Genomic DNA, 25,084 nt, shown 5'->3' with positions numbered 1-25,084 from the left:
GGCCTTTTTTATGCGTGCAAAACTAGCCCTAATTACAGGTTAGTCAGTACATGCTCGGCTTTAGATACTTCAAACTGCTTGTCTTCTTCCACAAACAGCTGGGTAACCACGCCATTGTCTACCACCATGGCATAGCGTGTAGAACGCACGCCACCGAAGTCACCCGTGTCTTTATCCAGCCCCAGGGCCTTGGTAAAGCTGGCATCGCCATCGGCCAACATGCGAATACGATCGGCATTCTGGCTCTCGCCCCAGGCCTTCATAACAAAGGCATCGTTCACCGACACACACATGACTTCATCAACGCCTTTTGCAGTAAACTCTTCGCGCAGCACAACAAAGCCTGGCAAATGCGCCGCCGAGCAGGTCGGTGTAAAAGCGCCGGGTACGGCAAACAGTACCACTTTTTTATTGGCGAACAACTCGTCGGTAGTGAAATGGTTCAGCCCCTGCTCGCCTAGTTGTGTCAGGCTTGCGGCTGGAATTTTTTGACCTTGGGCAATCATAATGACTTCCTTTTTGGTTATAGAATCAGGGTATATCTTGGGCCATTCTTACGCTTTTAAACCCAGACTAAGACGAATTTGCTGCAAGCTTTACCGGGTGGCTGTTGCGTAAATATAGAGACGCGTCTGCTTATCTCTTAGATCAATATTAATGCACGCGGAATATTAAGTCTTTATGGCAAGAGAATGAAAAAAACAAAACCCGGATATTCCCGGGTCTGTGAAGCCGTTATTTCATGGCCGCATTCACGTACACATCGAAACGGTTTTTCTTGGTCTTGATCTGAGTGCTGGGGGTGCGTTCGTTTAAAAACGGCGCATAATCCGGGCGTTTAACCACCACCCTTTTGCTCGCCAGTTGCAGCGCCGGCGTCAGCAGATCATCGGCATCACCGTCATCCCCCACCAGGGATTGGAATACCCGCATTTCCTTTTTGACCAGAGCGGATTTTTCCCGGTGTGGGAACATGGGATCGAGGTACACCACATCAACTTCCCCCTCGGAAAGGGGTTGCTTCTCTAACAGCACATGGCTGCTGCCATGATGCAGATGCATACGCTCCTTCATCCAGGGGCCGATTTCCGCATCCAGGTAGGCGCGTTCCAAGCCATCATACAGCAGGGCCGCGACCACGGGGTGGCGTTCAAACAAGGTGACCTTGCAGCCGAGCGAAGCCAGTACAAAGGCGTCTCGGCCAAGTCCGGCGGTGGCGTCGAGCACATGGGGCGTGGCGCCCTTATTCAGGCCTACGGCCTTGGCAATGGCCTGACCCTTGCCGCCACCAAACTTACGGCGGTGAGCCGCGGCGCCTTCAACAAAGTCGACACGAATGGGCGTGAGCTTAGGCTCGTCACGCTTGCATAAGGCCAATCCCAACTCATCGTATTGCAGGTAAAATTGCTCATCGAGTGGACATTCGTCCAACTTAAAGCGCTGGCTTAGGGTATCGCAATAGGCTTGCGCGGTATCGATACGGCAATAGATGTGCACGACTTTCTCCGTGGAAATGGCTGTTGTGGGAGTATGATATCAGGATTTTTAGCCGCACCGATCACTTAAATACAGTGAAAAGTGCGGCTAAATATTTGGCTACGCCATTGGCAATGCTTTCGGCAAAGTCTTAAGCGGCAATGCCACTGTGACGCAGCAGGGCATCCACGCTTGGCGCACGGCCACGGAAACGCTCAAACAACACCGCCGGCTCTTCCGAGCCACCCTGCTCAAGGATATGAGTTAAGAAGGCACGGCCGGTGTCTGCGTTAAAGATACCCTCTTCCTCAAATTTAGAGAAGGCATCGGCCGAGAGTACTTCCGCCCATTTGTAAGAGTAGTAACCTGCACTGTAGCCACCGGCAAAAATGTGGCTAAAGCTATGCTGGAAACGATTAAAGCTTGGCGCCTTAACAACCGACACCTGCTCACGCACGCGATCGAGAATGGCCTGAATTTCGCTGCCCTTGCTCGGGTCGTAGTCCGCATGAATATGAAAATCAAACAAGGAGAACTCAAGCTGGCGCACCATCTGCATCGCCGACTGGTAGTTCTTCGCCGCCAATAGCTTATCCAACAGCTCCTTCGGCAAAGGCTCATGAGTTTCATAATGACCCGAGATAAAGGCCAGCGCCTCCTGCTCGTAACACCAGTTCTCTAAAAACTGACTTGGGAGCTCCACCGCATCCCAGGCGACACCGTTAATGCCGGCAACGGCGGCGGCATCGACCTGAGTCAGCATATGGTGCAAACCATGGCCAAATTCATGGAACAGAGTGACCACTTCGTCATGGGTAAACAGCGCCGGCTTATCGCCCACCGGACGGTTAAAGTTACACACTAAGTAGGCCACCGGAGTTTGCAATTGTCCGCCTAAACGCACCTTGCGGCCCATGCAGTCGTCCATCCAGGCGCCGCCACGTTTGTGCTCACGGGCATAGAGGTCGAGGTAGAAGCGACCACGCAGGGTATCGCTGCTGTCGTAAATCTCGAAAAAGCGTACGTCTTTATGGTAGGTATCAAATTCTTTTTGCTCTTCAACACGAATGGCAAACAGCTTTTCAACGGTTTTAAACAAGCCGCTCAGAACCCTGTCTTCGGGGAAGTACGGACGCAGTTGCTCGTCGCTGATGGCATATTTTTCCTGCTTTAGCTTTTCGCTGTAATAGGCATAATCCCAGGCTTCCAGCGCCGTTACACCGTGAGTTTGCTCGGCATAGCTGCGCAGCTCCTCTAAGTCTTGTTGCGCCTGCGGCTTAGACTTGGCGGCCAGGTCATTAAGGAAGCCAAATACCTGCTCCGTTGAGTCGGCCATCTTGGTTGCCAGTGACTTTTGGGCATAATTCTCAAAGCCTAACAACTGCGCCAGTTCATGACGTAGTTTCAGCTCTTCGTCCATAATAGCGCTGTTGTCATATTCACCGGCGTTAGGGCCCTGATCCGAGGCGCGGGTAACAAAAGCGGTGTAGGCTTCTTCACGTAGTTCGCGGTTATCCGCATGGGTCATGATCGGCAGGTACGAGGGGATATCCAGGGTAAACAACCAGCCTTCTAATTCTTTGCTTTGGGCGGTATGAGCCGCCAGGTCTTTTGCCGACTCGGGCAAACCGGCCAGCTCACTTTCGTCGGTGATATGCTTTTGCCAGGCCAAGGTGGCATCCATTACATTGTTGCCGAACTTGGCGCTCAGCTCGCTCAGGCGACTGACGATTTCGCCATAGCGCTTTTTATCTTCGTCATTCAGAGCTATGCCCGAGAGTTTAAAGTCACGCAGGGCGTTGTCTATGACCTTCTTTTGCGCCTTACTTAGGCGAGTGTATTCATCGCTGTTGGCCAGTGCCGTATAGGCATCGAACAGACCCTGATGCTGACCCACAAAGGTGCTGTATTCGCTCAACAGCGGCAATACCGCGTCGTACGCTTCGCGCAGCTCAGGGGTGTTTACCACCGAGTGCATATGGGAGACGGGTGAAAATAAGCGGCCCAGTTTGTCATCGGCCTCTTCCAGAGGCATCACCAGACCTTGCCAGGTAAAATCCTGCGCTTCAAGAACCTGGGCTATGGTGTCTTTACATTCTTTGATGCCATGCTCGACGGCTGGTTGCACATGCTCGGGCTTAATTGTTGAAAACGGTGGTAAGCCTTCGAGGGCAATCAAGGGGTTGGTCATAACTGAGTCTCATAATACGATTAATACCTACATTCTTGGGGCAATACGGCAAAATACAAGTGCAGATCAGCGCCTTCATTTCTGCTATGGTATGGCAAACCAAATATGACAGTAAAAGTTCATAGGAATAAACAACATGTCTCAACACTTTGATTATATTTGCATCGGTGGCGGCAGTGGCGGTATCGCCTCGGCTAACCGTGCCGCCATGCGCGGTGCTAAGGTGGCCCTGATTGAAGCCACTCATCTGGGCGGCACCTGCGTAAACGTGGGCTGCGTACCGAAAAAAGTAATGTGGCACGGCGCCCAAATTGCCGAAGCCATTAAACTCTACGCACCGGATTATGGCTTTGATGTTGAGCTAAAAGACTTTAACTGGCAAAAGCTGGTAGAAAGCCGCGAGGCCTATATCGGCCGCATCCACCAGGGCTATAACAAATACCTGGCCAGCAATGGCGTTACCGTGATCAATGGCTTTGCCAAGTTTGTCGATAACAAAACCGTAGAAGTGAACGGCGAGCACTATAGCGCCGACCATATTCTTGTGGCCGTGGGTGGTCGCCCGACCATTCCTAATATTCCCGGCGCCGAGCATGGCATCGACTCTAACGGCTTCTTTGAATTAAACGAGCAGCCAAAACGCGTTGCCGTCGTGGGCGCCGGCTATATCGCCGTAGAAATTGCCGGTGTATTAAATAGCCTGGGCACAGAGACTCACCTCTTTGTTCGTCGCCATGCGCCGCTGCGCACCTTTGATGGCATGCTGGTTGACACCCTGGTCGAGGTAATGAAAAAAGAAGGCCCGACCCTGCACACCGAGTGCTCACCGAAAGAAGTGGTTAAAGAAGCGGATGGCAGCCTGACCCTACACTTCGAAAATGGTCACAGCCAGAATGTCGACCAGGTGATCTGGGCCATTGGCCGCACACCAACCACGGACGCCATTAATATTGCCGCGGCGGGTGTGGAAGTGACCGAGTCTGGTTATGTGAAAGTCGATGAATACCAAAACACAACGGCCGAAGGCGTGTATGCGGTGGGCGATATTATCGAAGGCGGCATCGAGCTGACGCCGGTGGCGGTTAAGGCCGGCCGTATTCTTTCCGAGCGCCTGTTTAATGATGAGCTGCCTAATGATATGAAGATGGACTATAACCTGGTCCCTACCGTGGTCTTTAGCCACCCGCCCATCGGCACCATAGGCCTAAGCGAAGAGCAGGCCATTGCCGAGCACGGTGAGGACAATATCAAGGTGTATACCTCAAACTTCGCCGCCATGTATACCGCAGTGACTCAGCACCGTCAGCCTTGTGCCATGAAGCTGGTATGCCTGGGCAAGGAAGAGAAGATCATCGGCCTGCACGGCATAGGGTTTGCCGTGGACGAAATGATCCAGGGCTTTGCCGTGGCGATGAAGATGGGCGCAACCAAGGCCGACTTTGATGCGGTGGTGGCGATACACCCGACCGGTTCGGAAGAGTTTGTTACCATGAGATAAGAGTAAGCAAACGATTCATCCATGAAGCAGGGTCCTGTCAGCACTCCCTGCTTCCACCTCGATAAACGCGAAGCTGTGTTTCGTGTTTTATCTCACCCATCTATGGCGGTGTGCCCGACTCCTCGAAGAATTCACTTCCTTCAAAAGGCGCGAGTGAAAAGAAATTAAAAACTCCTGCCTACCATTAGACGCGCGCATCAAGTGGTATAACTAACTATTTAGCTATTACTCCGATTTGTTCAATAATGTAATAAAAAACATAATAGGTACAATGGAGAAGCTGGCATTCACTAATTTAGAACCATGCGATATATCTAAAAAAAATCATAAGGTTATGAGTTTATTATTTCCCATGTTTTAATATCAAAAGCATAGTATGTCAGTTGGTAGCCACAATGAACTTTAATACCGTACAAAATAGCATAAATGAAATCCTATCAGTCAAGCGCAGGTATGTAATACCTCGTAACCAACGCGAGTTTAGCTGGGAAAAAATGCAGCTAGATGAATTTTGGGATGATGTAACTCGTAATATCGAGTACAACCCAACAACTGGTGATTTTAATTTTAATGAGTACTTCTTGGGAACCATCGTTTTGGCTGGAAGCGAATCATCTTCTGTTTTAGAAGTTATCGACGGTCAGCAGCGCTTAAGTGTAATTACTATAACTCTATCTCTTATTTCCAGACAGCTAAGAGAGATGGGGTACGAGAATGCGGCAAATGATATTTTCAATGACTACATTGTAACTAATGTTTCCACGGAAAAGTTAAGTAAAGACTCGAAAAGAGTTGCAAAGCTAGAAAAAACGAATGACAACAACTTCTTTACACTTAAGTTCCAAGGAGAGAAGGATCATGAACCAAGTGTTGTTTTCGAAGAAGATGACAAGCTACTTTATGCTGGTAACTACATCAAACGGAAACTAGGCCGAGGTGCTGCTTGTGAATTACTCAACAAAAAAAGAAAAGGTGTTAAGTATACAGAAGAAGAGTACGTCAGCTGCTTAGATGCAATACAAAAAATGCTAACTAACTATTTAACAGTAGTGCGTATCTCTGTAGGGACAGAAGAGGATGCTTACGATATTTTCGAGATTCTCAATGCTCGAGGCATTAGCCTAACGTCAATCGACCTTATCAAAAATAAAATATTACAGTATTGCACCGAAACCTACCCATTAGATTTCGCCAAAAAACAATGGACTGATATTGATGAGGAGCTAAAACAAAGAAATGCGAAACTAACGCTCGTGGATTATGTTCGCACGTTTTGGTTGGCAAACAATGCATATGTTGGACAAGATGGCCTCTACCGAGCGTTCAAAAAGTTAATCGCTGGCTCTCCAGAAAACAAAGCACAGTCATTTTTGGATGAGCTTCACGAAGGAGTTAAAGATTACACTAAGATTTGTGAACCTCAGATTGAAGATTGGAAAACACAAGATCAGAAAGCGATATATCAATGCTTGAAAGCTTTGACGATTATCGATGTATCTGTACCACGCCCCTTAATTATGAGCGCTATGTATCTTAGGAGCCATAAAAGCAGAGCTTTTACACAGTCTGATTTTATAGGGTTACTCAACAAAATCGTCACCTTCCACTTTAGATACAATGCCATATGTAAACTAAAGCCATCAGGCTGGGACCAGAATTACAGCTCTTGGGCTATCCAGTTAAGAAAATGTACAAATAAACGTGATGTTAAAAGTTTACTCAACGATGTTTATGCAAAATTAGACGATAGGATGCCTACAGTTTCTGAGTTTACAACTAAATTTTCCCAAAACTTGTGGTTTACCAATAAGAAAGCATCACAGAAGAATCTCATTAGGTTTATTTTCGACCGTATCGAATGTAAAAAGAGGAAGACTGGTGAATTAACCGCCCATCTATACACACTTGAGCATGTGAGCCCACAAAAAGATAACCGGGATTACGTCGGTTTGGTTGGGAACCTACTCCCATTATGCTCAGAAATAAATGGTGATATTGATGACAAAGCTCCGAAAGAAAAGCTGGATTTCTACAGAAAATCAGAGCTACTACTGGTGAAGGAGTTTGTTTCTTTAGTTGAGAGTGGTGAATATAACTTGAATGATTGGGATGACAAACAAGTATTCAAGAGAACTGAATCTATCGCAGACCTAGCTTACAAACTAGTTTGAATAAACCTCGGCCAATTACTGCCTGACAGTAAGAGGAAAGAAGTCCATCTACAACAGGGAGTCTGTTAGCGCTCCCTGTTTTCAAATTGGGAGCCAGTGCAGACTGCCGGTATCAATTACAGATTAACCCGGCTTAGCGGTTTAACCTCGTTCCTTTTCCGCCAGATAACTCCCCAGCACTAAACGCAGTTCATTCACCGTTGCCTCGACGCTGCTTGGCTCGAGCAAAAATGCTTGCTGCATGGTACCGGCGGTGATGTTCTGGACCATAATCGCCAGAAATTGACTGTCTTGTGGCGATAAATCAGGGTTGCGCAAGGCCACTATCTTGGTCATAAAGAGGATAAATTCGGAGTTTTTATGAGGCTGACGCACCTCTTGTACAACCGGTAAATAGTCGCCGTGCTGCCACACATAATTGGCAAAGGGCAGCAACAACTTATCAACCAGCTCATAGGGAGACAGGGTTAACCACAGCTGATCATCCACCTCTTCCAGGGTACGCACAATATCACCGATGGACTCTTCGTGTCGCTCGAACAAGGCCTTGAGTACCGCATCCCGGTCGGAGAAGAAATGATAAAGGGAGCCGATAGAGGTGTGTGCCATTTTCGCCAGGTTCTGCATGGTCAAGTTTGCCAATCCATCCGCTTCAATTATTTTGGCGGCGGCATCTAGTAACATTTGCACACGGCGAAATCCCCTTTCCTGCTGGGGAGTGCGTGGGGCTGTGCTTTTAGCATTCGAATTTGTCATAGACTCTTTTACTGACTTGGGTCCTGCTGGACATTAAAAACATTTGAGCACAACCGAGCGATGAAAAACAAGAAAATTAGATGACACCCTCTAGTTTTAAAACTAGAATACCCCCTCTATTTTATTACTCTAGTTGCGAGCAATGCGTTATGAGTATCTGGTACCTACTATGCCTGCTGTCGACCCTGGCAGTATTAATCGCCTTCAGTAACCAGTTTCTGGTGAAAACTCAGCCCACCATTGCCATCACGGCCGGGTCCTTGTTGATGTCGATGCTACTTATTCTTGCCGGTAAGGTCTTTGGTACCGACGCCACACAGGAACTCTTTAACTTGGTTGCCGAAATAGATTTTAAGCAATTTCTACTGGATGGCGTCCTGGGGGTGTTACTCTTTGCCGGAGCGCTGGAAATTGACCTTAGGGTGATGAAAAAGCAACGCAAAGAAATAGCCGTCCTGGTGCTGTTTTCAACCCTGGTCTCTACCTTTATCGTGGCTTATCTCAGCTATCAGTTACTGGGCTTTATGGGTTGGCCCGTGCCCTTTATCTACTGCTTACTTTTTGGGGCGCTGATCAGCCCTACCGACCCCATCGCCGTGCTGGCCATCATCAAGCAGATGAAGGCGCCGGAAAACATTTCCATTCAGGTAGAGGGCGAGTCGCTGTTTAATGACGGTGTCGGCCTGGTGCTGTTTACCACCATTTTAGCCGTGGCCTTGTCGGGCACCGCGCCGACCGCAGCCGGGGTTGCCCACCTGTTTTTGGTCGACGCAATTGGCGGCATCGCCTTTGGCCTGGTACTCGCCTTGGTCTCCCATGTACTGATCATAAAAAGCCGTGAAGCCAATATTCGCCTGCTGCTCACCATCTGTATTCCCACCGCCGGCTTTGCCACCGCGAATCTGCTCGGAATATCCGGGGCCTTGGCCATGGTGGTCAGTGGTATCTTTATTGGTAATGTAACCCGAGGAAAAGCGGCGACCATGTCGCGCTACACCAGCGTTCGCAACGTTCGTAACTTCTGGCATGCCATCGAAGGCGCCTTAAATGCGCTCTTATTCCTCTTGATTGGCCTGCTGTTAGTCACTCTGCCCTTTACCTGGGAAGAAATAAGCATTGGCTTACTCATGATACCCATTGTCCTGCTGGCGCGTTTTATCAGTGTATCGCTGCCCTACCTCGCTTTTCGCCGCTTCCGCCAGTACGACGTGAACGCGGTGCGCATTCTCACCTGGGGTGTTTGCGAGGCGGACTCGCGCTGGCCATGGCGGCCTCCATTCCTGCGGGCCAGGCCGTAGTTAATGGCGCGGATATTAAAACCCTGTTGGTGACCTTAACCTACGTGGTGGTGATCTTCTCCATTATTGTTCAGGCATCCACCATTCGCCCCCTGATCGAGGGCAGTATCCGCGCCTCGGCAAACAAGGATTCCTGAACTCAGGCACACGTTCAGGGTTAATCTAGGCTCACCCAGATTAGCCCTGGTCCTTCTTCGGCAAACGCCGCCCCAGCAACCATTCGTTTTTTTAGAATGGTAAGCGCTAATTTTACTAATTTTCGTTCTTATAAATTGAGTCTATTATTTCCTTATCGCAACACAGAGACCTAATTAAGGAAACGAAGATGAACTTACACACACTTATTAACAGCAACGAGACTCTCACCAACATCAGTGCCCTACTCGCGCGCTTTGGTTTAACCGCACTCTTTGTGCTTACCGGCTTAAGTAAAATCGAATTCTACGATGCCACGGCCCAGTACATGGCCTCGGTTGGTGTCCCCGGTATGTTACTGCCGCTGGTTATTTTATTGGAGGTCGTTGGCGGCATCATGATTATTGCCGGCCTGCTGACTCGCTTAACGGCCTTGGCCTTTGCACTCTTTAGTGTGGTGAGCGCCCTGCTGTTCCATTTTCAGCTTGACGACCAAACGCAGTTTTTAATGTTCTATAAGAACATCGCCATTGCCGGTGGCTTCCTTGCCCTGGCGGCCTCGGGAGCGGGCAAATTCAGCCTGGATGCGCTGCTAAGTCGCCGTCAGGCCAAATAACCGCAAATGAATCAACGGCCCGCACCCTGCGGGCCTTTTTGCCGCTTATCAGCCGGGTAATACCTTTCTTTTTACCCAGCGCATGTTAGGGTTAGGCTATGATTAATCGTCCTTTTTAGCTCATGCTCAGGATCACCTTAGAACAGTGGCGGATGTTTCGCGCCGTCGTCGAATCTGGCGGCTTTAATCAGGCCGCACAGAGCGTGCACAAAAGCCAATCAAGCGTTCACAGTGCGGTCGCAAAAATTGAGGCCGCCTTCGGCGTTAAGCTCTTTCATATAGAGGGGCGGCGCACCGTACTCACCGACGCCGGAAAAATGCTGCTCAGACGCGCCGAATATTTGTTGGAAGAAGCGGCCAAGGTCGAAGCCATAGGCCACACCTTGGGCGACGGCATTGAGTCGCGTCTGCGCATCGCAGTCGACCAAACCCTGCCACAGCATCTTCTCTATGCCGTGCTCGAAGCCACCAGCAGCCAGTATCCGTTATTACGCATTGAGTTGTTTGAGTCCATTTTGACCGGCGCTTTGGAGTTAGTGCAAAACGATCAGGTAGAACTGGCTGTTTCCCCCTACTCTGGCGATGGCTTTAGCGAACAGCTTTGCAGTATCGACTTTATCGCCGTGGCACACCCGCAGCATGCACTGCATCATCTGGGCCGAGCGCTGACCCGTGAAGATTTAAAAGCCCACCGCCAAATAGTTGTCCGCGACTCAGCCCTTCAGGGGAAACAAGATGCCGGCTGGCTGGGTGCCGATCAGCGTTGGACGGTTAGCCAGATCAACACCTCCATCGACATGATAGGCAATGGCCTGGGCTTTGCGTGGTTACCCAAGCATGCCATTACCCCTGCCCTTGCCGATGGCACTTTAAAACCCCTGCCGTTAAGTAGCGGCGCACAGCGCACCCATCCACTGTATCTCTTGTTTAAAGACGGCGATAACCTGGGGCCGGCGGCACGGACCTTTATTGGCGAGTTACGCAGCCGGGTATAAATCGCAGGCCCAACAAGCGTTCGCTTAAAACGAACGATATGTGCTTTTTATACTCATTTTAATCTCTTTAGCGGGATATTAGACTGGCTTCAACACCTCAAGTTTGGAGCACATCTTATGAAATATTTTCGCCAAGCCACTGAACGCGGAACGGTTGATCTCGGTTGGCTAAAAAGCCAACATAGCTTTTCATTTGGCCATTATTACGACCCCGCGCATATGGGCGTCTCGGCGCTCAGGGTAATTAACGAAGACAGAGTTCAGCCCGGGCAAGGCTTCGACACCCATGGCCATCGCGATATGGAAATTATCTCCTATGTGATCAGTGGAGCCTTAAAGCATAAGGACAGCCAGGGCAATGAATTTATTGTTCCTGCTGGAGAAGTGCAGCGTATGAGTGCCGGCAGCGGCATTATGCACAGTGAATATAACGCTTCGGACAGCGAACCGGTGCACTTTTTACAAATTTGGATTCTGCCAAAATTCCGAGGCATTACGCCCAGCTATGAGCAGATGCAAGTTCATCAGCACAGTGCAATGACGCCCCTGGTGACGCCGACCGGGGAGCCGGGCACCCTGAGCATAAATCAGGATGCACGCATTTCACGGCTGCAGCTAAAACCGGGAGAGCAATACAAGTTGACTAGCGCCGGTACCGGTTATTTGCACCTGGTAAGCGGCCACGCCCACAGCCAGGAGCTGGCCTTAAACGCCGGCGATGCCTTTGCAACGGAGAAGGATGAAACAGTGACTATTTATGCCGATTCCGCCCTTGAAGCGCTTTGGTTTGAGTTGCCCTAATGACGCTCACCACGCTTCTCGTTATCGCCGCAGTGGTGATGCTCACCGGCATTTCCAAATCGGGATTTGCCGGCGCCCTGGGTGTTTTCGCCGTCCCCTTACTCCTGCTGGTGATGCCCGCCCTTGATGCCATCGCCTTGATGTTGCCGATTCTCATCATTGCCGATGTCTTTAGCTTAAAAAGCTATTGGCGCCAATGGCAAAACGAGCTGATCCGCCTGCTACTCCCCGGCGTGGTTGTCGGGGTCTTGATAGCCCAGTGGCTGATTCAAATTATTCCCGCCGCCTGGCTCAGCGCCGCCATCGCCACCCTGAGCCTGCTGTTTGCGCTGCGCAGCTTATTTTTTGCCAAGATACGTTACGGCTTTTTGGCAAGCGATTGGGGCGGACGCGTTATGGCGACCTTATCCGGACTGGCCAGCACCTTGGTCCATGCCGGCGGACCGCCGTTGATCATTTACTTCACCGCCAAGGCTCTGGCCCCGCGCCAGTATGTGGCCACCGCGGCAGCGCTATTTGCACTGATGAATGGCGTTAAACTCGCGGCCTTTAGTGCCCAGGGACTGCTCACCCTGGACCTGCTGTTCACCGCCTTAGCCTTTGTGCCATTAGCCCTGCTAGGCAATTGGCTGGGAGTGAAAATTCAGCAAAAGTTCAATCCCCAGCATTTTTTACGGGTGATGAACTGGCTCTTGCTGCTGTTGGCCTTAGTCCTCTATGCCAAGCTCATGCTTAGCTAGGGGAGCGCAGACTTCCCCCCCGTTTGCCGCTGGGCGCGCCAAACTTTTTCCTCATTCTCGTGTGCATCCACCATACTGATAGTTTGTCACCCCGATAGGAGCAAAGCCATGGCCCTGAGTCTTCACGTCATTATTTGCAGCGTTCGCCCCGGCAGAGTCGGCCCATCCGTCGCCAACTGGTTTTACGAGTTTGCCAAGGAGCAAGGCAACTTTGATGTTTCCCTGGTGGATATTGCCGCCTTTAACCTGCCCATGTACGACGAACCCAAGCATCCACGCCTGCAGGAATACCAGCATGAACATACCAAGGCCTGGTCGCGCAGTGTGGCCCGGGCCGATGCCTATGTGTTCGTGCTGCCCGAATACAACTTTTGCCCACCCTCGTCCTTCACCAACGCTCTGGATTATGTTTATAACGAATGGAATTACAAACCCTGTGGCTTCGTCAGTTATGGCGGCGTCTCCGGTGGCTTGCGCTCAACCCAGGTCGCCAAACAGTTAGTGACCACCTTAAAGATGATGCCCATGATGGAAAGCGTGATGGTGCAAATGCCCTGGAACCTGCTCGATGAGGATAAACACTTTGTTGCCAATGAACACCATACCGCCTCCGGCAAATCCCTGTTAGAAGAGCTGGAAAAATGGGCCAAAGCGCTAAAAACCATGCGCTGATCTCCAGGCTATTTCCATCACCATACCAGGAGCCAAACCATGAGCATCAAACTCACTAAAACGGCCGACGGCCAATATCGCCAGCAAGTAAAAATCGGCCCACATCGGCTCTTTGCCGATGCCCGTATCGATCCCCAGAGCGACAGCGCGCCGGACCCTCACGACATTTACGACTCGGCCCTGGCGGCATGTAAGGCCATTACCCTGCTTATGTATGCCCAAAGATCGGGGATCCCATTAACGGATGTGGCCGTGGACATCACCCGGGATGCCAGTGAGGAGCGCCAGGGACGCTACCAGTTGCACCTAGACCTTATGCTGGGCGGCGAGCTGGATGCGGCGCAGCGGCAGAAGCTGGCGCAAATTGCCGATAAATGCCCAATCCATAAACTTATGACCCAGGTAGAAACCATCATCACCACGGACTGTAAATAGGAGCCCATATGAGCAATCTAACCAATGACACCCGCAATGACTGTGAGCTAATGGACGCCTGCGGCGCGGTGAAAATGGTGTTAAAGCCCAAGGACACAGATCTGGGCGGTTTTTCCGTGCGTCGGTTGTTACCAACAGCGCAATTAAAAATGATAGGTCCGTGGATCTTTTTCGATCATATGGGCCCGGCCAGCTTTGCCCCTGGCCCAGGCATCAATGTTCGCCCCCATCCCCATATCGGCATTGCCACCGTCACTTATTTGTTTGCAGGTGAGATCCTTCATCGCGATTCTTTGGCCAGTGTGCAGCCCATTAAGCCGGGGGATATCAACCTGATGGTCAGCGGCAGCGGCATAGTCCACTCCGAGCGCGAGCGCCCCGAGGCAACCGCTCACGCACGCAACCTTAACGGCCTGCAACTCTGGCTTGCCCTGCCTAAGGAGCAAGAAGAAATGGCTCCGGCCTTCTATCACTACCCGGCCAGCAGCGTGCCCCTGGTCAATATTGATGGCGTGCCCGTGCGAGTCATGATGGGCAGCGCCTATGGCGTCGAGTCGCCGGTGCACACCTTTTCCAATACCCTGTATTTGGAAGCCGTGCTTAAACCCGGCGAATCATTAACCCTGCCACCATGCGCCGAGCTCGGCCTGTATGTAGTGCGCGGTCATTTAAAAGCGAAAGACACCGACATCCCCGAGCACTGCATGGCGGTGTTTTCCGATACCCATGACATAAGCGCTGGCGTTACGGTCACCGCCAGCCAAGACTCGCGCATCGCCCTTATCGGCGGTGAGCCGCTGGGCAAACGTTTTATCGAGTGGAACTTTGTTTCCAGTCGCAAGGAGCGCATTGAGCAGGCCAAGGACGACTGGCAAAACGGGCGCTTTGCCAAGGTTCCCGACGATGAGCAGGAGTTTATTCCGCTGCCCTAACGAGCATGTGATGTTGCCACTTATCGCCATCCCCTTTCTTTTTTTACCGGCTTGACGCATGCTAGGCCGAGTAAAAACTCTAAGGAGCCGAGAGATGTCCAATCAAGATGCATTTTTAGAACGTTTTCCCAAGGCCTGCGAAATCAAGGTGGCCTGGGGTGATATGGATGCGCTGCAGCATGTAAATAACACCCTCTACTTCAAATACTTTGAAATTGCCCGTATCGATTTTTTAAATCAGGCCGGCATACTTGAACACCTTGCCGCTGAGCAGGTCGGCCCTGTACTGGCCGACAATTACGCCAAATATAAGCGCCCGGTGACCTTTCCCGACACCCTGCTGATCGGCGTCAGTATCAGTGACATAGGCAACAGCAGCTTTACCACCCACTACAGCGTGTTTTCCAGTGCGCAGCAATGCGTAGTGACAGAAGGTCAGGCAAAGTTGGTGATGTTTGACTTCAAAACAATGCAAAAAGCGCCATTGAATGATAGCTTGTTATCATTCCTGCACTTAAACCTAAAGGGCTAATCATGGACTATGCAAAGCTCGGCCGCAGCGGCTTAAAGGTATCACGCGTCTGTCTTGGTACCATGACCTGGGGCAAACAAAACACTCAAAGCGATGCCGATGAGCAACTCAATTATGCGCTTGCTCAAGGCGTTAATTTTATCGACACCGCCGAAATGTATGCCGTGCCACCGAGTCCCGATACCTATGGTAAGACCGAAATCATTATCGGCGACTGGCTTTCTCGCCATAAGGAAAAGCGCAAGGAGCTGGTGCTGGCGACCAAGATAGCCGGCAACGGCTTAAGCTGGGTCCGCGGTGGCGGCGACATCAACAAAGAAGCGGTGATAACAGCCGTCGACCAATCCCTTAAGCGTTTGCAGACCGATTATATCGATCTCTTCCAGTTGCATTGGCCTAATCGCACTTCACCGCATTTCGCCAAGCAATGGCCGGGCATGGTGGATATCAAGAGCGTCGACAAAAGCACCGAGCGCGCGCAAATGCATGCCATTTTAGAGGGGTTAGATACTTGTATTCGCGCCGGTAAAATCCGCCATTGCGGACTTTCCAACGAAACTCCCTGGGGGCTTAGCCAATATCTGGATCTCGCCAAGCAGTATTCGCTGCCAGCCATGGTGTCGATGCAAAACGAGTTTAGCCTGGTGCATGGCAAGGATTGGCCTTATTTAATCGAGCAATGCCATCATGAAGACGTAGCCTACCTGCCCTGGTCACCACTGGCCGGCGGTATGCTTAGCGGCAAGTATCTAGGTGGTGCGCGCCCGGCGGGCTCGCGCTGGACCATAGCCCAGCGCAATGGCTTGTTTCGCGATACCGAGCAAGGCCAGCAAGCGGTGGCTCGCTATCAGGAAATTGCCAAGCAGCAAGGGATTACTGCGGCGCAGCTGGCGCTGGCCTGGTGTAACCAGGTGCAGGGCGTCACTTCGACCATTATCGGCGCCACCAGCATGGCCCAACTGCAGGAAAATATTGACGCCTTTGCGCTTACCCTCGACGAGGAGACCTTGGCGCACATCGATGCGGTATTTAGGGAGTATCCGGCGCCCTACTAGTGCTGACAAAAGCCCCCTAGCGACATAAAAAAGGCTTGCAACACGCAAGCCTTTTTTAACTCTTAGAGCCATTGACGCAGCAACACGGTGAGCGCCAGGAAGGTAAAGGCCACGGCCAGTAATTTATTAATAATTAACTGGTTGCGCTCCAGCCAGGGATAGAAACGCGGATGACTGCAAAGCATGGCCACCACACAGTACCAGAGCGCATCGATAACGGTCGGCGTTGCCACCATCACCGCCTGCTGTTGCCATTGCATCGGCTCGGCGGGAATAAAGGGCGAAAACAGGGCGACAAAGAAAATCGCCAACTTGGGGTTTAAAAAGGCAATGGCAAAGCCGTCTTGAATGGCACCGCGACGCTTGCTGCCCGCAGCTTCTATCTTAAGTTTGGTAGCCCCACTGCGCCAGCTGTTAAAGGCCAGATACAACAAATACAGGGCGCCGGCATAGATCAGGATCTGATACAACAAGGGCACCTGTTGCTGCAAGGTTCCCAGACCTAAAATGGCTAGCAGCGCATACACACCCACACCGAAACCGTGACTTAGGGCGCAGGCAATACCGCCGGAGCGACCACTTTGCAGGCAGTGTTTTAAAACCACGGCCAGACTAGGACCCGGAGACATGGCCCCCATTAAACAAATGCCCACCAAGGCCAGCCAATTTGTTAACTCCATTATTTTTGCCTTTGTTCTTGTATTAATTCAAATAATTGTACCGTGGCCAGGGTGTCATTGATAGCGCGGTGATGCCCTTGTAAATCAATCCCCAACTCCTTGCACAGCTTACCCAGGGAATAAGAGGCATATCCCGGCAGGTGCTTGCGTGCCAAACGCACGGTGCACAGCTTAGGTAGGATCAGGTTTTTGTCGGTACGGGCAAACTCGGCGCGTAAAAAGCCATAGTCAAAATTGACATTATGGGCGACAAAAATGGCCCCTTGTAAAAACTGCCACAGCAACGGGGCAATCTGCGCAAAGGTCGGGGCATCGGCCACCATGGCATTGTCTATGCCGGTCAGCTCGGTAATGTAGCGCGGAATATGGCGCTCGGGGTTGATCAGTGAATGCCAGCGCGCAACCTCCTTGCCATTCACCAACTTGACCGCGGCAACTTCGGTCACCCTGTGGCTATTCTTTTGCCCACCTGTGGTTTCAATATCCACCACCACATAGGGCTGCTCCGGGTTGACCTGCCAGCTTACGCTTTGCACTTGTACCTCGAACCCGGCTCGCTGCAACTGACGTATGGCGAGCAGCTGATTGCGGCGCAGGCTATCGCCCGGTGCCTTTATCTCTTCAAAGCGCAGCTTGCCTTGCGCTATCACCATCAGATCCGGGTAGCCGTCTTTGGCATTGATGAAGTCCTTGGCCATCACGGTTAATTGCGCATAAATGGCCGACAGCGAGGCATGTTCAATCAGAAGCAACAAGGGATCAAGCAGGTTTTCATGCCAGCGAATAAAGGCATTAGGCTGCTGATAATGCCGGGTAGCATTGGCGGTAATATGATGCACCAGCTTGGACTTGGTATCACAGTGTGCAAACAGCGCCGCGATATTGTCCCGGTACATGTGATAGAAACGCCCGTCGCGCAAACTGCTTGGAAATACATCAAACTCGGTGCACACGCCGCCCTGGGCGCTGGTAAAGAGCTCATCCCAAAAACACAGGGCAAAGAGATGAAGCCACAATTGGTTCTCGCAATGCAGCGCCTCGCTACCCTGTTGCCGATATAAATCGATGACACCCTGCTCTACGTGGTGAGAATAGGCCTCGTCTATGGCCAAAGGCTCGCCATGGCGCAATAAATCGGTCAAGGTGCTGGTGCGCTTGCCCTGAAATTTAAGGGCATAAAAGTCCTGGGCAAAAAACAACACCTGCTCGCAGCTGGGATCCTCGATTAAGGCCAACAACCGAGCCTCGACCCAATCTTTGTCACCGCGCTTATAGCGCTGGCGCACCACCAACTCCACCGCCTGAGGGTGTTCGCTCTCGGCCAGCAAATCCAAGGCTAATTGCTCATCACACACCCCCAGGGTCAACAGCTTCTTACCCAGCACATACAAGGACTCATGGCGATAACGCGTCGCCAGCGCTCCCTGTGCCAGCGGCGCCTGGGTTAAGCCAGACGCCAAGACCAGCAACTGGGGTTCTTCCTCCAGGGTTTTCGCCTGAGCGCGCACCTCACCGTAAAAAAACCGCACTTTTAGCCTCGTCGAGCTCGTTAAAGCGAGCCCCAATCTCCCCCTTGTTGGTGCGGCGAATACCCAGATCGCGCAATGAAAACTGTGTCATCGAGCTATTGATACGACCAAAGAAAACAAACAAGAGGTAGTGCAGCACCGAATTATAACTGTGCACTAAATAGCTTAAAAAAAGCTGGCTGTGACGCACATGACCAAAGCACAGGGTTTGCTGGCAATAAGCCAGCCACATCGGCTTTTTCGCGGAGAGGGCAATGCCGGGCAGCTCAAGCTCCTTGCACAGGTTGATCAGCTCCAGCTTAGTGAGAGATTCAAGCCAGGCGGCAAATTCATGCTCCTGCACATGGCGCACCCATTGCCGACGCTTAAGCAGCGCCAACGCCAGCGGCACATGGTCGATTTCCTCGTAATGTAGGCTGCTTTGCTCAACGAAGTCGGACTTGCGATTGTACATGCGCACCAGCACACACTGAGCATGCTCGGGCAGGCTCAGAAATTCATTGATATAGCCGCGCTCGGCATCCGCGCACAGATGCCAGGCATGTTGCTGATGATAATTGAGAAACTCTTTAAAATGCGCCAGGTAATAGCGTGGCGGTAGGACTTTCTTTTCCATGCAAGCACACAGTTAGGTAAAACTAACCGTGAGATTAACACTGTTTATTTATACAGTAAACTTTTGAATTCTAAGACCCTAAAGCGCTTGCCATTGTTTTGTAATCAGGACCTGCTCGTCGAGTAACACCTGTCCCTCGAATACCTGCCCCGTGCGCACCTGCCCCACTCCTTTAGGTGTCCCCGTTAACAACCAATCACCATCTTGCAAGCGCTGCCAATTGGCCAACTCATCAATGGCCGTTTGCACCGGATACAACATCTGCCTGGTCTGGCCCTGCTGCACAAGTTCGCCGTCGATATACAAACGCAACGACAGCCTGGCGATGTCCGCCTCATCGATGGCAGCAAAGTCACTTGCCAGCACGGCACCATCGAAACTTTTTGCTCGCTCCCAGGGCAACCCCTTGGCTTTTAATTCACCTTGCAGCGCCCGCTTGGTGAGATCCAAAGCAAAGGCCACGGCAACCGGACGATTGTTTTTGATGACAAAACACAGCTCCCCTTCATAATGCAGAGCCTCATTTTGATGCTGCGACAGCAACACATCGGCAAGCACCGAGGGCGGCTTGTTGAAGATCACCATGGCATCGGGCATGGCATTATCCAGCTCCTTGATATGCTCGACATAGTTACGGCCTATACAGGTGATTTTTCCGGGTTTGGTTGCCATATTTTTATCTCGTTTTGGATTTTTCCTCAGTGTATGGCGCTGCTTGCACCATCGCAAGCACCTGAGCTCGGCCACACACATTTTTGCAATCGGCGCGACTACTGCGCTGGATCAAACCCATAAAGCCGGTTTTTTGGTTAACTAACTGTAGGAGCAGACTAGGGAGAAACTCATGCCCAGGCTTTCCACCTTAACCCTACTCAAGGTCATTATTGTTTTTGGCGTACTGCTGATCATCGGCGGTCATACCTTGCTGGTGACGGACTCGTTTCGTGATTATTTTGGCATTTACAGCTTTATGATTGGCGCTGTCTGTATTGCGGTGGGCTTGATCATGTCTTTGCCGACTAAGATCTATCTGACCATCTTGTTGATGCGCAATGAGGGCAAGGAGAGTAAATTTAAGTGAGGTAACGACTCACTGAGCCGCTACCTCTGGGTCGATTACGACTTTTCTTGTAGTGTGCGAGCTACGGTACGCATACCCAAGGTGGTTGCACCGGCAGACCATAGGCTGGTTGGGCTGTTTTGGAAGGCCGCAGCCAGATCCATATGCACCCATCCCTTACCTTCGTCACGAACAAAGCGTGATAAGAAACCAGCCGCGTTAGAGGCGCCACCAAAGCCACCGCCTTTTTGCGGACGACTGTTTGCTGTGTCGGCATAAGGTGACGGGCAGTTGTTCTGGTGGAATTTCTCCAACGGCAGTGGCCACGCGCCTTCAAATTCTTCGCTGGCAAAGCCTTCAACGTCACGCACCATGTCTTTATCCAGACCGAATAACGCATTGTATTCCTGACCTACCGCAACCAAGGCTGCACCGGTTAGGGTTGCCGCGTTGATAATAGTAGCGGCGCCCGTTTCGCTAGCAGCCATCAGGCCGTCGGCCAATACCAAACGACCTTCGGCATCGGTATTAACGATTTCAACCGTGGTGCCATTTTTGTAGGTAAGAATGTCGCCCAGCTTGTAGGCATGGCCCGAGATCAGGTTCTCGGCGCAGCATAGGAACAGCTTTACACGCTTGTCCAGACCGCGATTAATCGCCAGTGCCAGACCCGCTGTCACAGTAGCTGCACCGCCCATGTCGCACTTCATGGTCAGCATGCCTTCACTTGGCTTGATTGAATAGCCGCCGGAATCGAAGGTGATACCCTTACCCACAAGCGCCGAGGCCACAGGGGCGTTATCATCGCCAGTTGGGTTAAAGTCGAGCTCAAGCAAAACAGGTGGGCGCTCACTGCCACGACCTACCTCGTAGATACCAATCCACTGTTGCTCTTTTAACGCTTCGCCCTTGATGATCTGGTAGCTTACGTGCTCAGGAGCCAAAGACTGGATAAACTCACCGGCTTTCTCGGCCAGGCTTTCCGGGTAGATATCTTCGGCGGTGCCGTTGATCATCTGACGCATCCAAATAGCCGACTGCTTAAGCGCCGCCAGCTCTTTTAAATCACTTTGCTCATTATCAACGAATTCAACGCCATCTAGTACTTTAGGGCTCACAAAACCTTGATAGAAAGCCCACTGGCTCTCTGTGCACCAGGCATCACCGGTTAAGGTGACCGCTTTTACGCCTTGGTTGGCAATGGCGCGACCGGCCTTTTGCACATTAACCAGGGTATCGGTTTCGCTTAGGTGCACGATTGCACCTTGCTCATTGAAAGACAGGTTTGCCGCCTCACCCCAATGACCTGGGGCAGCCTGCTCGCTTAGTTGTACTAAAAATTGTTGACTCATAGGGGTCCTCTTGGACTGGGATTACAATTACCAGCAGTTTACACTAGGGCCATGCAGTTCTAAAGCGAAGTACGATTAATGTTATTTCAACCGCCTCTTCAAACCGCCACCCTGTTAAAACGCTACAAGCGTTTTTTAGTGGATTTACATCATCCCAACGGCCATGAATTTACCGTGCACTGCGCCAATACCGGCAAGATGACCGGCTGCGCCGAACCCGGTGTAACCGCCTACTACTCCACCAGCGATAACGCCAAACGCAAATATGCGCATTCCTTGGAGCTCTCCAGCAATCAAGCCGGCGACTTGATCTGCGTAAACACCGCCGTGGCCAACAAGGTGGCCATCGAAGCCATTGAACAAGGCGTGATTACAGAGCTGCAAGGATACGATGAGCTGCTGAGCGAAGTGAAATACGGCGATGAAAGCAGCCGTATCGATATTTTGCTGCGCGATGCCAACAAAGCCGATTGCTATATCGAAGTGAAGTCGGTGACCTTACTGGAAGAAAACGGCCAGGGTTACTTCCCCGATGCGCAAACCCTGCGCGGGCAAAAACACCTACGCGAGCTGATGGCGATGAAGGCACAAGGCCATAGAGCGGTACTCTTGTTTGCCGTGTTGCACACTGGCATCCAAGGCGTGAGCGCAGCGGCACATATCGACCCTAAGTATGCACAATTGCTTGAAGAAGCGGTGACGGCCGGTGTGGAAGTGCTGGCGTATAAGGCGGAGATCAGCGCCGAGAAAGTGGTTTTAACCCAAGCCCTGCCTTTTGCCTGAGGCCCCTGGCCTATTTGAAATTAAAAAAACGGCTTACCTCAGGTAGACCGTTTTAGTTGGGAAAGCGGGAACCGACGCACGTACCGGTTCCCTCTGATGTTGCTTTAATTACTCGCTGGGCTTGGCGTAACTCAGCGACATTTCGGCTATCAGGTTGTTGGTAATATCCCCTTCACTGAAATACAGCGGCCGTAATGCCGCACTCTGTGAGTAATAACGACTTTGGTCGTCGAAGTGATCCGAGTCCGAGTGCGAGCTTTGCGACATGGTCAACAACCCCTTGGCTACCGGACCATTGTCGGTAAAGTTCATCACAAACATCCAGCTCGAACCATAGTTAACCGGGTAACCATCGGCACTTAAACCCGAAGCCAAGGGCTGTCCGGTAATGGCATCCGGCAAGCGGTCAAAGATCTTATAGGGAATGACCGTCGAGTTCGACAGCGCCCGGCGGTCAAAACGGAAGACATTAAAGCCCCCTTCCACATGCATAGGCCCAGCCCAAGGCAGCTTTTCACCCGAGCCCATACCACCGGCCAGGGTTTTCTCGACAAATTGCAGTTCGCCCAAAGTCGCATCCAGAGCAAAGCCATTGTCGGTCACGTTCAAGACCGCATGGGCCAAAGCCTGCAATGCCGAACCGTCGAGCTTCAAGGTGTTAGGTGTATTGGCCGCATCGGTCACAGAAAAGTTATCAAACAGGTGTACTTGCGGGTCAAACAGGTGCGCAAATTCTCGGATAAGCGCCGCGCCCTTGGTATCGAGGTTCATCTTGCCATCGAAATCAGCCAACAGGGCGCAGGCCGCACTGAGGTCAACATCGCGACCACCAACCGAGACGGGCGCGCTGCCTTGTGCCTGGCATTGCTTAACCAGCGCCGGGAGCACAAGATCATAAAGATAAATATCATTACCGAGCAGCGCCTGCTCCAGCTCTGCAAGAGAGAATTTGCCATCGGCGCCACCGCCTTCGCGCAATAACTTTAAGCCCATACGAGTGCGCAGAGACTGAGGGTACTGTACCTCGCCGTATTGCGCCGCATAGCCCAGCAAAGGCTCGGCCGGGTTGGTAAGCCAAAAGCTGTCGTTGGAGTTTTGCACATAGTCGGTGCGCTCTAGTTTGGGCGCATCTTCGTATGCAACCACGCCGCTCGATTCAAACAAGGAGGTGTCGCCCGGAACCAGATCAAAACCGGTTTGTTGACGCAGCGCCACCAGTTGTGGTTCTAAACGCATGGCCAGATTGGCGGTATCCCCGACCTGCAACACGGTAGAGTCATCGATATAAAACACATTGCCTTCTTTATCCGAGGCCATGGTGTTATTGAAGGAAACACCATCGAATTCTTGAAATGCCTTTTTCATATCATCGAGGGAATGAGCCGCGTTCATGCGCGACCAAAAGCCAACCACGTCCATATTGAATTCGTTGGCATCCTTGATGGTAAAGGCATTGCTGTCGCTCCAGCCCAGACCAAAGGCCGCCGGCGTCTCTATCATCAGGCCCTGATGCGAGTAGTAATACTCTTTATTCAGGGTGATAAACTGGCCCGGCCCTACCGCCACATCGACACTGATGCTTTTGCTGGTTATAGGCATGGGTTCGCCGTCCAGGGTGTAGGTCAGGCGATCGCCCTCGCTTAGCGCCAACTGATAAATAATAAAGTGGCGCGCGGTGGAGAAGGTATGGGTCCAGGCCACATTCTCGTTAAAGCCGATATTGATCACCCCGGGCATGCCCTGCAAACTGCCGCCCATGACATTCAGTGACTCGGGAATGGTGAGGTGTGATTGCCAAAAGCGTAAGTTCCCCTGGTGCGGGAAGTGCGGGTTAGCTAGCAGGCCGCCCTTACCGTTTTCCATTTTATCCTTACCCAGACCCCAGCCATTAGAACCTAAATGTTCATACTTTTTCTGCAGCTGCAAGGTACTGGTTTTGCTATTGAGCTCCTTGGCAAAGGCCTGAGCCTGGACACCCGCCTGGGTCATTACCGGCAGATATTCGTCGCCATCGCCGGGATTGGCGAAAAAGGCCAGATCGAGAAAGTTAGCAGAGCTGGCCAGTTGCACCGTGGCCATGGCATAGGCCAGCATGTCTTCTTTAGTTATAGTCACGGCCCAGGGCTGACCTGCGCACTCCGGCGCCAAATTGGCGACACCGGTATCGGCCACATATTTATTGAAACCGGCCACGAACCCTTGGTAATGCGCACGGCTTTGTTCGTCCAGTTCCATATAATGGGCCTGCGCATAGTCATTGACGCCCAGGGCCTTGTATCCAAAGTCGGAAATAAGATGTTCGCTATCACCACTGCCAGGCACCTTATCCGGACCAAAGTAAAGACTGCGATGACCTCGCACCTTAACGATTTGATCCATCATGATGCAGGCATTGTCCTTGGCATACGCATAGCCGCTGCCAAAGGCCAAACTTTCGATATTGTCCGCTTTTATATGCGGCACCCCGTACGTGGTCCAACGAATATCCGCTTCCAGTACACCATCGTCATCAAACAACACCAAGGGTTTGGGCTGGGGGCTGGGTTGTACGGGCTCGGGGGTGGTGACAACTTGTGCATCGTCGTTATCGTCTGAGCCGCAGGCACTGAGGGTCAGCGCCGTCAGCAAGGCCACCAGTACGGGGTTAAGTTGCATCTTCATAAAGCGTCCTTTTTGTTATTCTTAACTTTCTATTCAACATCGCTCACTTATCCACCTTGCCCTAAGTGCCCTACTAAATCTTGACGTTTAACGCCAAATA

General features: G+C 51.5%; 23 protein-coding genes and 1 pseudogene. 14 read left to right on the top strand and 10 right to left on the bottom strand.

The features are described from left to right. Positions 1–32: 32 nt before the first annotated feature. From C2M35_RS05205 to prlC, 3 genes are all read right to left on the bottom strand, one after another. On the bottom strand, positions 33–506 hold the full coding sequence (locus C2M35_RS05205) for a peroxiredoxin (protein ID WP_105264765.1): 474 nt from the start codon (positions 504–506) through the stop codon (positions 33–35). A 229-nt stretch (positions 507–735) separates the two neighbouring features. Further along, on the bottom strand, positions 736–1,497 hold the full coding sequence (locus C2M35_RS05200) for a class I SAM-dependent methyltransferase (RefSeq protein WP_105199532.1): 762 nt from the start codon (positions 1,495–1,497) through the stop codon (positions 736–738). A 130-nt stretch (positions 1,498–1,627) separates the two neighbouring features. Next, the gene (gene prlC / locus C2M35_RS05195; RefSeq protein WP_105264764.1) at positions 1,628–3,667 is read right to left on the bottom strand and encodes an oligopeptidase A; all 2,040 of its coding nucleotides are present in this window, start codon (positions 3,665–3,667) and stop codon (positions 1,628–1,630) included. 136 nt (positions 3,668–3,803) lie between these two features. On the opposite strand from prlC, the gene gorA reads away from it, so the two are divergent. Further along, positions 3,804–5,165 (top strand): glutathione-disulfide reductase, encoded by a 1,362-nt coding sequence (gorA, locus tag C2M35_RS05190; protein WP_105264763.1) that lies wholly within the window; start codon positions 3,804–3,806, stop codon positions 5,163–5,165. Between the two features lie 395 nt (positions 5,166–5,560). Further along, on the top strand, positions 5,561–7,336 hold the full coding sequence (locus C2M35_RS05185; protein WP_105264762.1) for a DUF262 domain-containing protein: 1,776 nt from the start codon (positions 5,561–5,563) through the stop codon (positions 7,334–7,336). A 141-nt stretch (positions 7,337–7,477) separates the two neighbouring features. Here C2M35_RS05185 and C2M35_RS05180 read toward each other — a convergent pair whose 3' ends face one another. Continuing rightward, on the bottom strand, positions 7,478–8,020 hold the full coding sequence (locus C2M35_RS05180) for a TetR/AcrR family transcriptional regulator (protein WP_234000028.1): 543 nt from the start codon (positions 8,018–8,020) through the stop codon (positions 7,478–7,480). A 221-nt stretch (positions 8,021–8,241) separates the two neighbouring features. Here C2M35_RS05180 and C2M35_RS05175 point away from each other — a divergent pair. From C2M35_RS05175 to C2M35_RS05130, 10 genes and pseudogenes are all read left to right on the top strand, one after another. After that, positions 8,242–9,527, top strand: a pseudogene (locus C2M35_RS05175) (cation:proton antiporter). Between the two features lie 188 nt (positions 9,528–9,715). Then, a complete protein-coding gene (locus C2M35_RS05170; protein ID WP_105213330.1) occupies positions 9,716–10,141 on the top strand; it encodes a DoxX family protein in 426 nt (141 codons plus the stop codon). A gap of 122 nt (positions 10,142–10,263) precedes the next feature. Further along, entirely contained in the window at positions 10,264–11,136 is an 873-nt protein-coding gene (locus tag C2M35_RS05165; protein WP_105213331.1) for a LysR family transcriptional regulator, read from the top strand. 117 nt (positions 11,137–11,253) lie between these two features. Then, complete coding sequence (locus C2M35_RS05160; RefSeq protein ID WP_105264761.1) at positions 11,254–11,937, top strand: pirin family protein; 684 nt, start codon at positions 11,254–11,256, stop codon at positions 11,935–11,937. Further along, positions 11,937–12,677 (top strand): sulfite exporter TauE/SafE family protein, encoded by a 741-nt coding sequence (locus C2M35_RS05155; protein ID WP_105264760.1) that lies wholly within the window; start codon positions 11,937–11,939, stop codon positions 12,675–12,677. Before C2M35_RS05160 ends, C2M35_RS05155 begins: the two co-directional genes overlap by 1 nt. A gap of 108 nt (positions 12,678–12,785) precedes the next feature. Then, positions 12,786–13,349, top strand: a complete 564-nt coding sequence (locus tag C2M35_RS05150) for an NADPH-dependent FMN reductase (protein WP_105264759.1) — start codon at positions 12,786–12,788, stop codon at positions 13,347–13,349. Positions 13,350–13,388: 39 nt separating this feature from the next. Continuing rightward, entirely contained in the window at positions 13,389–13,784 is a 396-nt protein-coding gene (locus tag C2M35_RS05145) for an OsmC family protein (RefSeq protein ID WP_105264758.1), read from the top strand. Positions 13,785–13,792: 8 nt separating this feature from the next. Then, positions 13,793–14,716, top strand: a complete 924-nt coding sequence (locus C2M35_RS05140; protein WP_105264757.1) for a pirin family protein — start codon at positions 13,793–13,795, stop codon at positions 14,714–14,716. A 94-nt stretch (positions 14,717–14,810) separates the two neighbouring features. After that, complete coding sequence (locus tag C2M35_RS05135) at positions 14,811–15,248, top strand: acyl-CoA thioesterase (RefSeq protein ID WP_105199521.1); 438 nt, start codon at positions 14,811–14,813, stop codon at positions 15,246–15,248. Positions 15,249–15,250: 2 nt separating this feature from the next. Beyond that, a complete protein-coding gene (locus tag C2M35_RS05130; RefSeq protein WP_105264756.1) occupies positions 15,251–16,303 on the top strand; it encodes an aldo/keto reductase in 1,053 nt (350 codons plus the stop codon). A gap of 62 nt (positions 16,304–16,365) precedes the next feature. On the opposite strand, the gene C2M35_RS05125 is transcribed toward C2M35_RS05130, so the two are convergent. The 4 genes from C2M35_RS05125 to C2M35_RS05110 all read right to left on the bottom strand — a co-directional run bounded on the left by C2M35_RS05125 (position 16,366) and on the right by C2M35_RS05110 (position 19,800). Further along, complete coding sequence (locus tag C2M35_RS05125; protein ID WP_105213338.1) at positions 16,366–16,983, bottom strand: LysE family translocator; 618 nt, start codon at positions 16,981–16,983, stop codon at positions 16,366–16,368. Next, a complete protein-coding gene (locus C2M35_RS05120) occupies positions 16,983–18,512 on the bottom strand; it encodes an exonuclease domain-containing protein (RefSeq protein ID WP_105264755.1) in 1,530 nt (509 codons plus the stop codon). The genes C2M35_RS05125 and C2M35_RS05120 overlap by 1 nt, the downstream gene beginning before the upstream one ends. Then, positions 18,493–19,128, bottom strand: a complete 636-nt coding sequence (locus C2M35_RS05115) for a hypothetical protein (protein WP_105264754.1) — start codon at positions 19,126–19,128, stop codon at positions 18,493–18,495. Before C2M35_RS05115 ends, C2M35_RS05120 begins: the two co-directional genes overlap by 20 nt. A gap of 78 nt (positions 19,129–19,206) precedes the next feature. Further along, positions 19,207–19,800, bottom strand: a complete 594-nt coding sequence (locus tag C2M35_RS05110; protein ID WP_105264753.1) for a fumarylacetoacetate hydrolase family protein — start codon at positions 19,798–19,800, stop codon at positions 19,207–19,209. Between the two features lie 172 nt (positions 19,801–19,972). On the opposite strand from C2M35_RS05110, the gene C2M35_RS05105 reads away from it, so the two are divergent. Next, complete coding sequence (locus C2M35_RS05105) at positions 19,973–20,209, top strand: hypothetical protein (RefSeq protein WP_105213341.1); 237 nt, start codon at positions 19,973–19,975, stop codon at positions 20,207–20,209. Positions 20,210–20,244: 35 nt separating this feature from the next. Here the strand turns inward: C2M35_RS05105 and pepB are convergent, their stop codons facing one another. Further along, positions 20,245–21,540 (bottom strand): aminopeptidase PepB, encoded by a 1,296-nt coding sequence (pepB, locus tag C2M35_RS05100; RefSeq protein ID WP_105264752.1) that lies wholly within the window; start codon positions 21,538–21,540, stop codon positions 20,245–20,247. A 78-nt stretch (positions 21,541–21,618) separates the two neighbouring features. Here pepB and sfsA point away from each other — a divergent pair, with 78 nt between their 5' ends. After that, positions 21,619–22,323, top strand: coding sequence for a DNA/RNA nuclease SfsA (gene sfsA / locus C2M35_RS05095; protein WP_105264751.1), 705 nt, complete (start codon positions 21,619–21,621; stop codon positions 22,321–22,323). A 108-nt stretch (positions 22,324–22,431) separates the two neighbouring features. On the opposite strand, the gene C2M35_RS05090 is transcribed toward sfsA, so the two are convergent. Next, positions 22,432–24,978: a penicillin acylase family protein gene (locus tag C2M35_RS05090; RefSeq protein ID WP_105264811.1), complete on the bottom strand. Its 2,547-nt coding sequence runs from the start codon at positions 24,976–24,978 to the stop codon at positions 22,432–22,434. Positions 24,979–25,084: the final 106 nt, after the last annotated feature.

Source organism: Pseudoalteromonas sp. T1lg76, from assembly GCF_002964725.1.
Taxonomy (GTDB): Bacteria; Pseudomonadota; Gammaproteobacteria; order Enterobacterales; family Alteromonadaceae; genus Pseudoalteromonas.
This window is presented reverse-complemented; position numbering and strand designations above follow the sequence as displayed.

What these genes read in the sequence shown, in the direction of transcription:
- C2M35_RS05205 (WP_105264765.1), bottom strand. Translation starts at nt 506, where the DNA reads ATGATTGCCCAAGGTCAAAAAATTCCAGCCGCAAGCCTGACACAACTA.
- prlC (WP_105264764.1), bottom strand. Translation starts at nt 3,667, where the DNA reads ATGACCAACCCCTTGATTGCCCTCGAAGGCTTACCACCGTTTTCAACA.
- gorA (WP_105264763.1), top strand. Translation starts at nt 3,804, where the DNA reads ATGTCTCAACACTTTGATTATATTTGCATCGGTGGCGGCAGTGGCGGT.
- C2M35_RS05185 (WP_105264762.1), top strand. Translation starts at nt 5,561, where the DNA reads ATGAACTTTAATACCGTACAAAATAGCATAAATGAAATCCTATCAGTC.
- C2M35_RS05180 (WP_234000028.1), bottom strand. Translation starts at nt 8,020, where the DNA reads ATGTTACTAGATGCCGCCGCCAAAATAATTGAAGCGGATGGATTGGCA.
- C2M35_RS05170 (WP_105213330.1), top strand. Translation starts at nt 9,716, where the DNA reads ATGAACTTACACACACTTATTAACAGCAACGAGACTCTCACCAACATC.
- C2M35_RS05165 (WP_105213331.1), top strand. Translation starts at nt 10,264, where the DNA reads ATGCTCAGGATCACCTTAGAACAGTGGCGGATGTTTCGCGCCGTCGTC.
- C2M35_RS05160 (WP_105264761.1), top strand. Translation starts at nt 11,254, where the DNA reads ATGAAATATTTTCGCCAAGCCACTGAACGCGGAACGGTTGATCTCGGT.
- C2M35_RS05155 (WP_105264760.1), top strand. Translation starts at nt 11,937, where the DNA reads ATGACGCTCACCACGCTTCTCGTTATCGCCGCAGTGGTGATGCTCACC.
- C2M35_RS05150 (WP_105264759.1), top strand. Translation starts at nt 12,786, where the DNA reads ATGGCCCTGAGTCTTCACGTCATTATTTGCAGCGTTCGCCCCGGCAGA.
- C2M35_RS05145 (WP_105264758.1), top strand. Translation starts at nt 13,389, where the DNA reads ATGAGCATCAAACTCACTAAAACGGCCGACGGCCAATATCGCCAGCAA.
- C2M35_RS05140 (WP_105264757.1), top strand. Translation starts at nt 13,793, where the DNA reads ATGAGCAATCTAACCAATGACACCCGCAATGACTGTGAGCTAATGGAC.
- C2M35_RS05135 (WP_105199521.1), top strand. Translation starts at nt 14,811, where the DNA reads ATGTCCAATCAAGATGCATTTTTAGAACGTTTTCCCAAGGCCTGCGAA.
- C2M35_RS05130 (WP_105264756.1), top strand. Translation starts at nt 15,251, where the DNA reads ATGGACTATGCAAAGCTCGGCCGCAGCGGCTTAAAGGTATCACGCGTC.
- C2M35_RS05125 (WP_105213338.1), bottom strand. Translation starts at nt 16,983, where the DNA reads ATGGAGTTAACAAATTGGCTGGCCTTGGTGGGCATTTGTTTAATGGGG.
- C2M35_RS05115 (WP_105264754.1), bottom strand. Translation starts at nt 19,128, where the DNA reads ATGGAAAAGAAAGTCCTACCGCCACGCTATTACCTGGCGCATTTTAAA.
- C2M35_RS05110 (WP_105264753.1), bottom strand. Translation starts at nt 19,800, where the DNA reads ATGGCAACCAAACCCGGAAAAATCACCTGTATAGGCCGTAACTATGTC.
- C2M35_RS05105 (WP_105213341.1), top strand. Translation starts at nt 19,973, where the DNA reads ATGCCCAGGCTTTCCACCTTAACCCTACTCAAGGTCATTATTGTTTTT.
- pepB (WP_105264752.1), bottom strand. Translation starts at nt 21,540, where the DNA reads ATGAGTCAACAATTTTTAGTACAACTAAGCGAGCAGGCTGCCCCAGGT.
- sfsA (WP_105264751.1), top strand. Translation starts at nt 21,619, where the DNA reads ATGTTATTTCAACCGCCTCTTCAAACCGCCACCCTGTTAAAACGCTAC.
- C2M35_RS05090 (WP_105264811.1), bottom strand. Translation starts at nt 24,978, where the DNA reads ATGCAACTTAACCCCGTACTGGTGGCCTTGCTGACGGCGCTGACCCTC.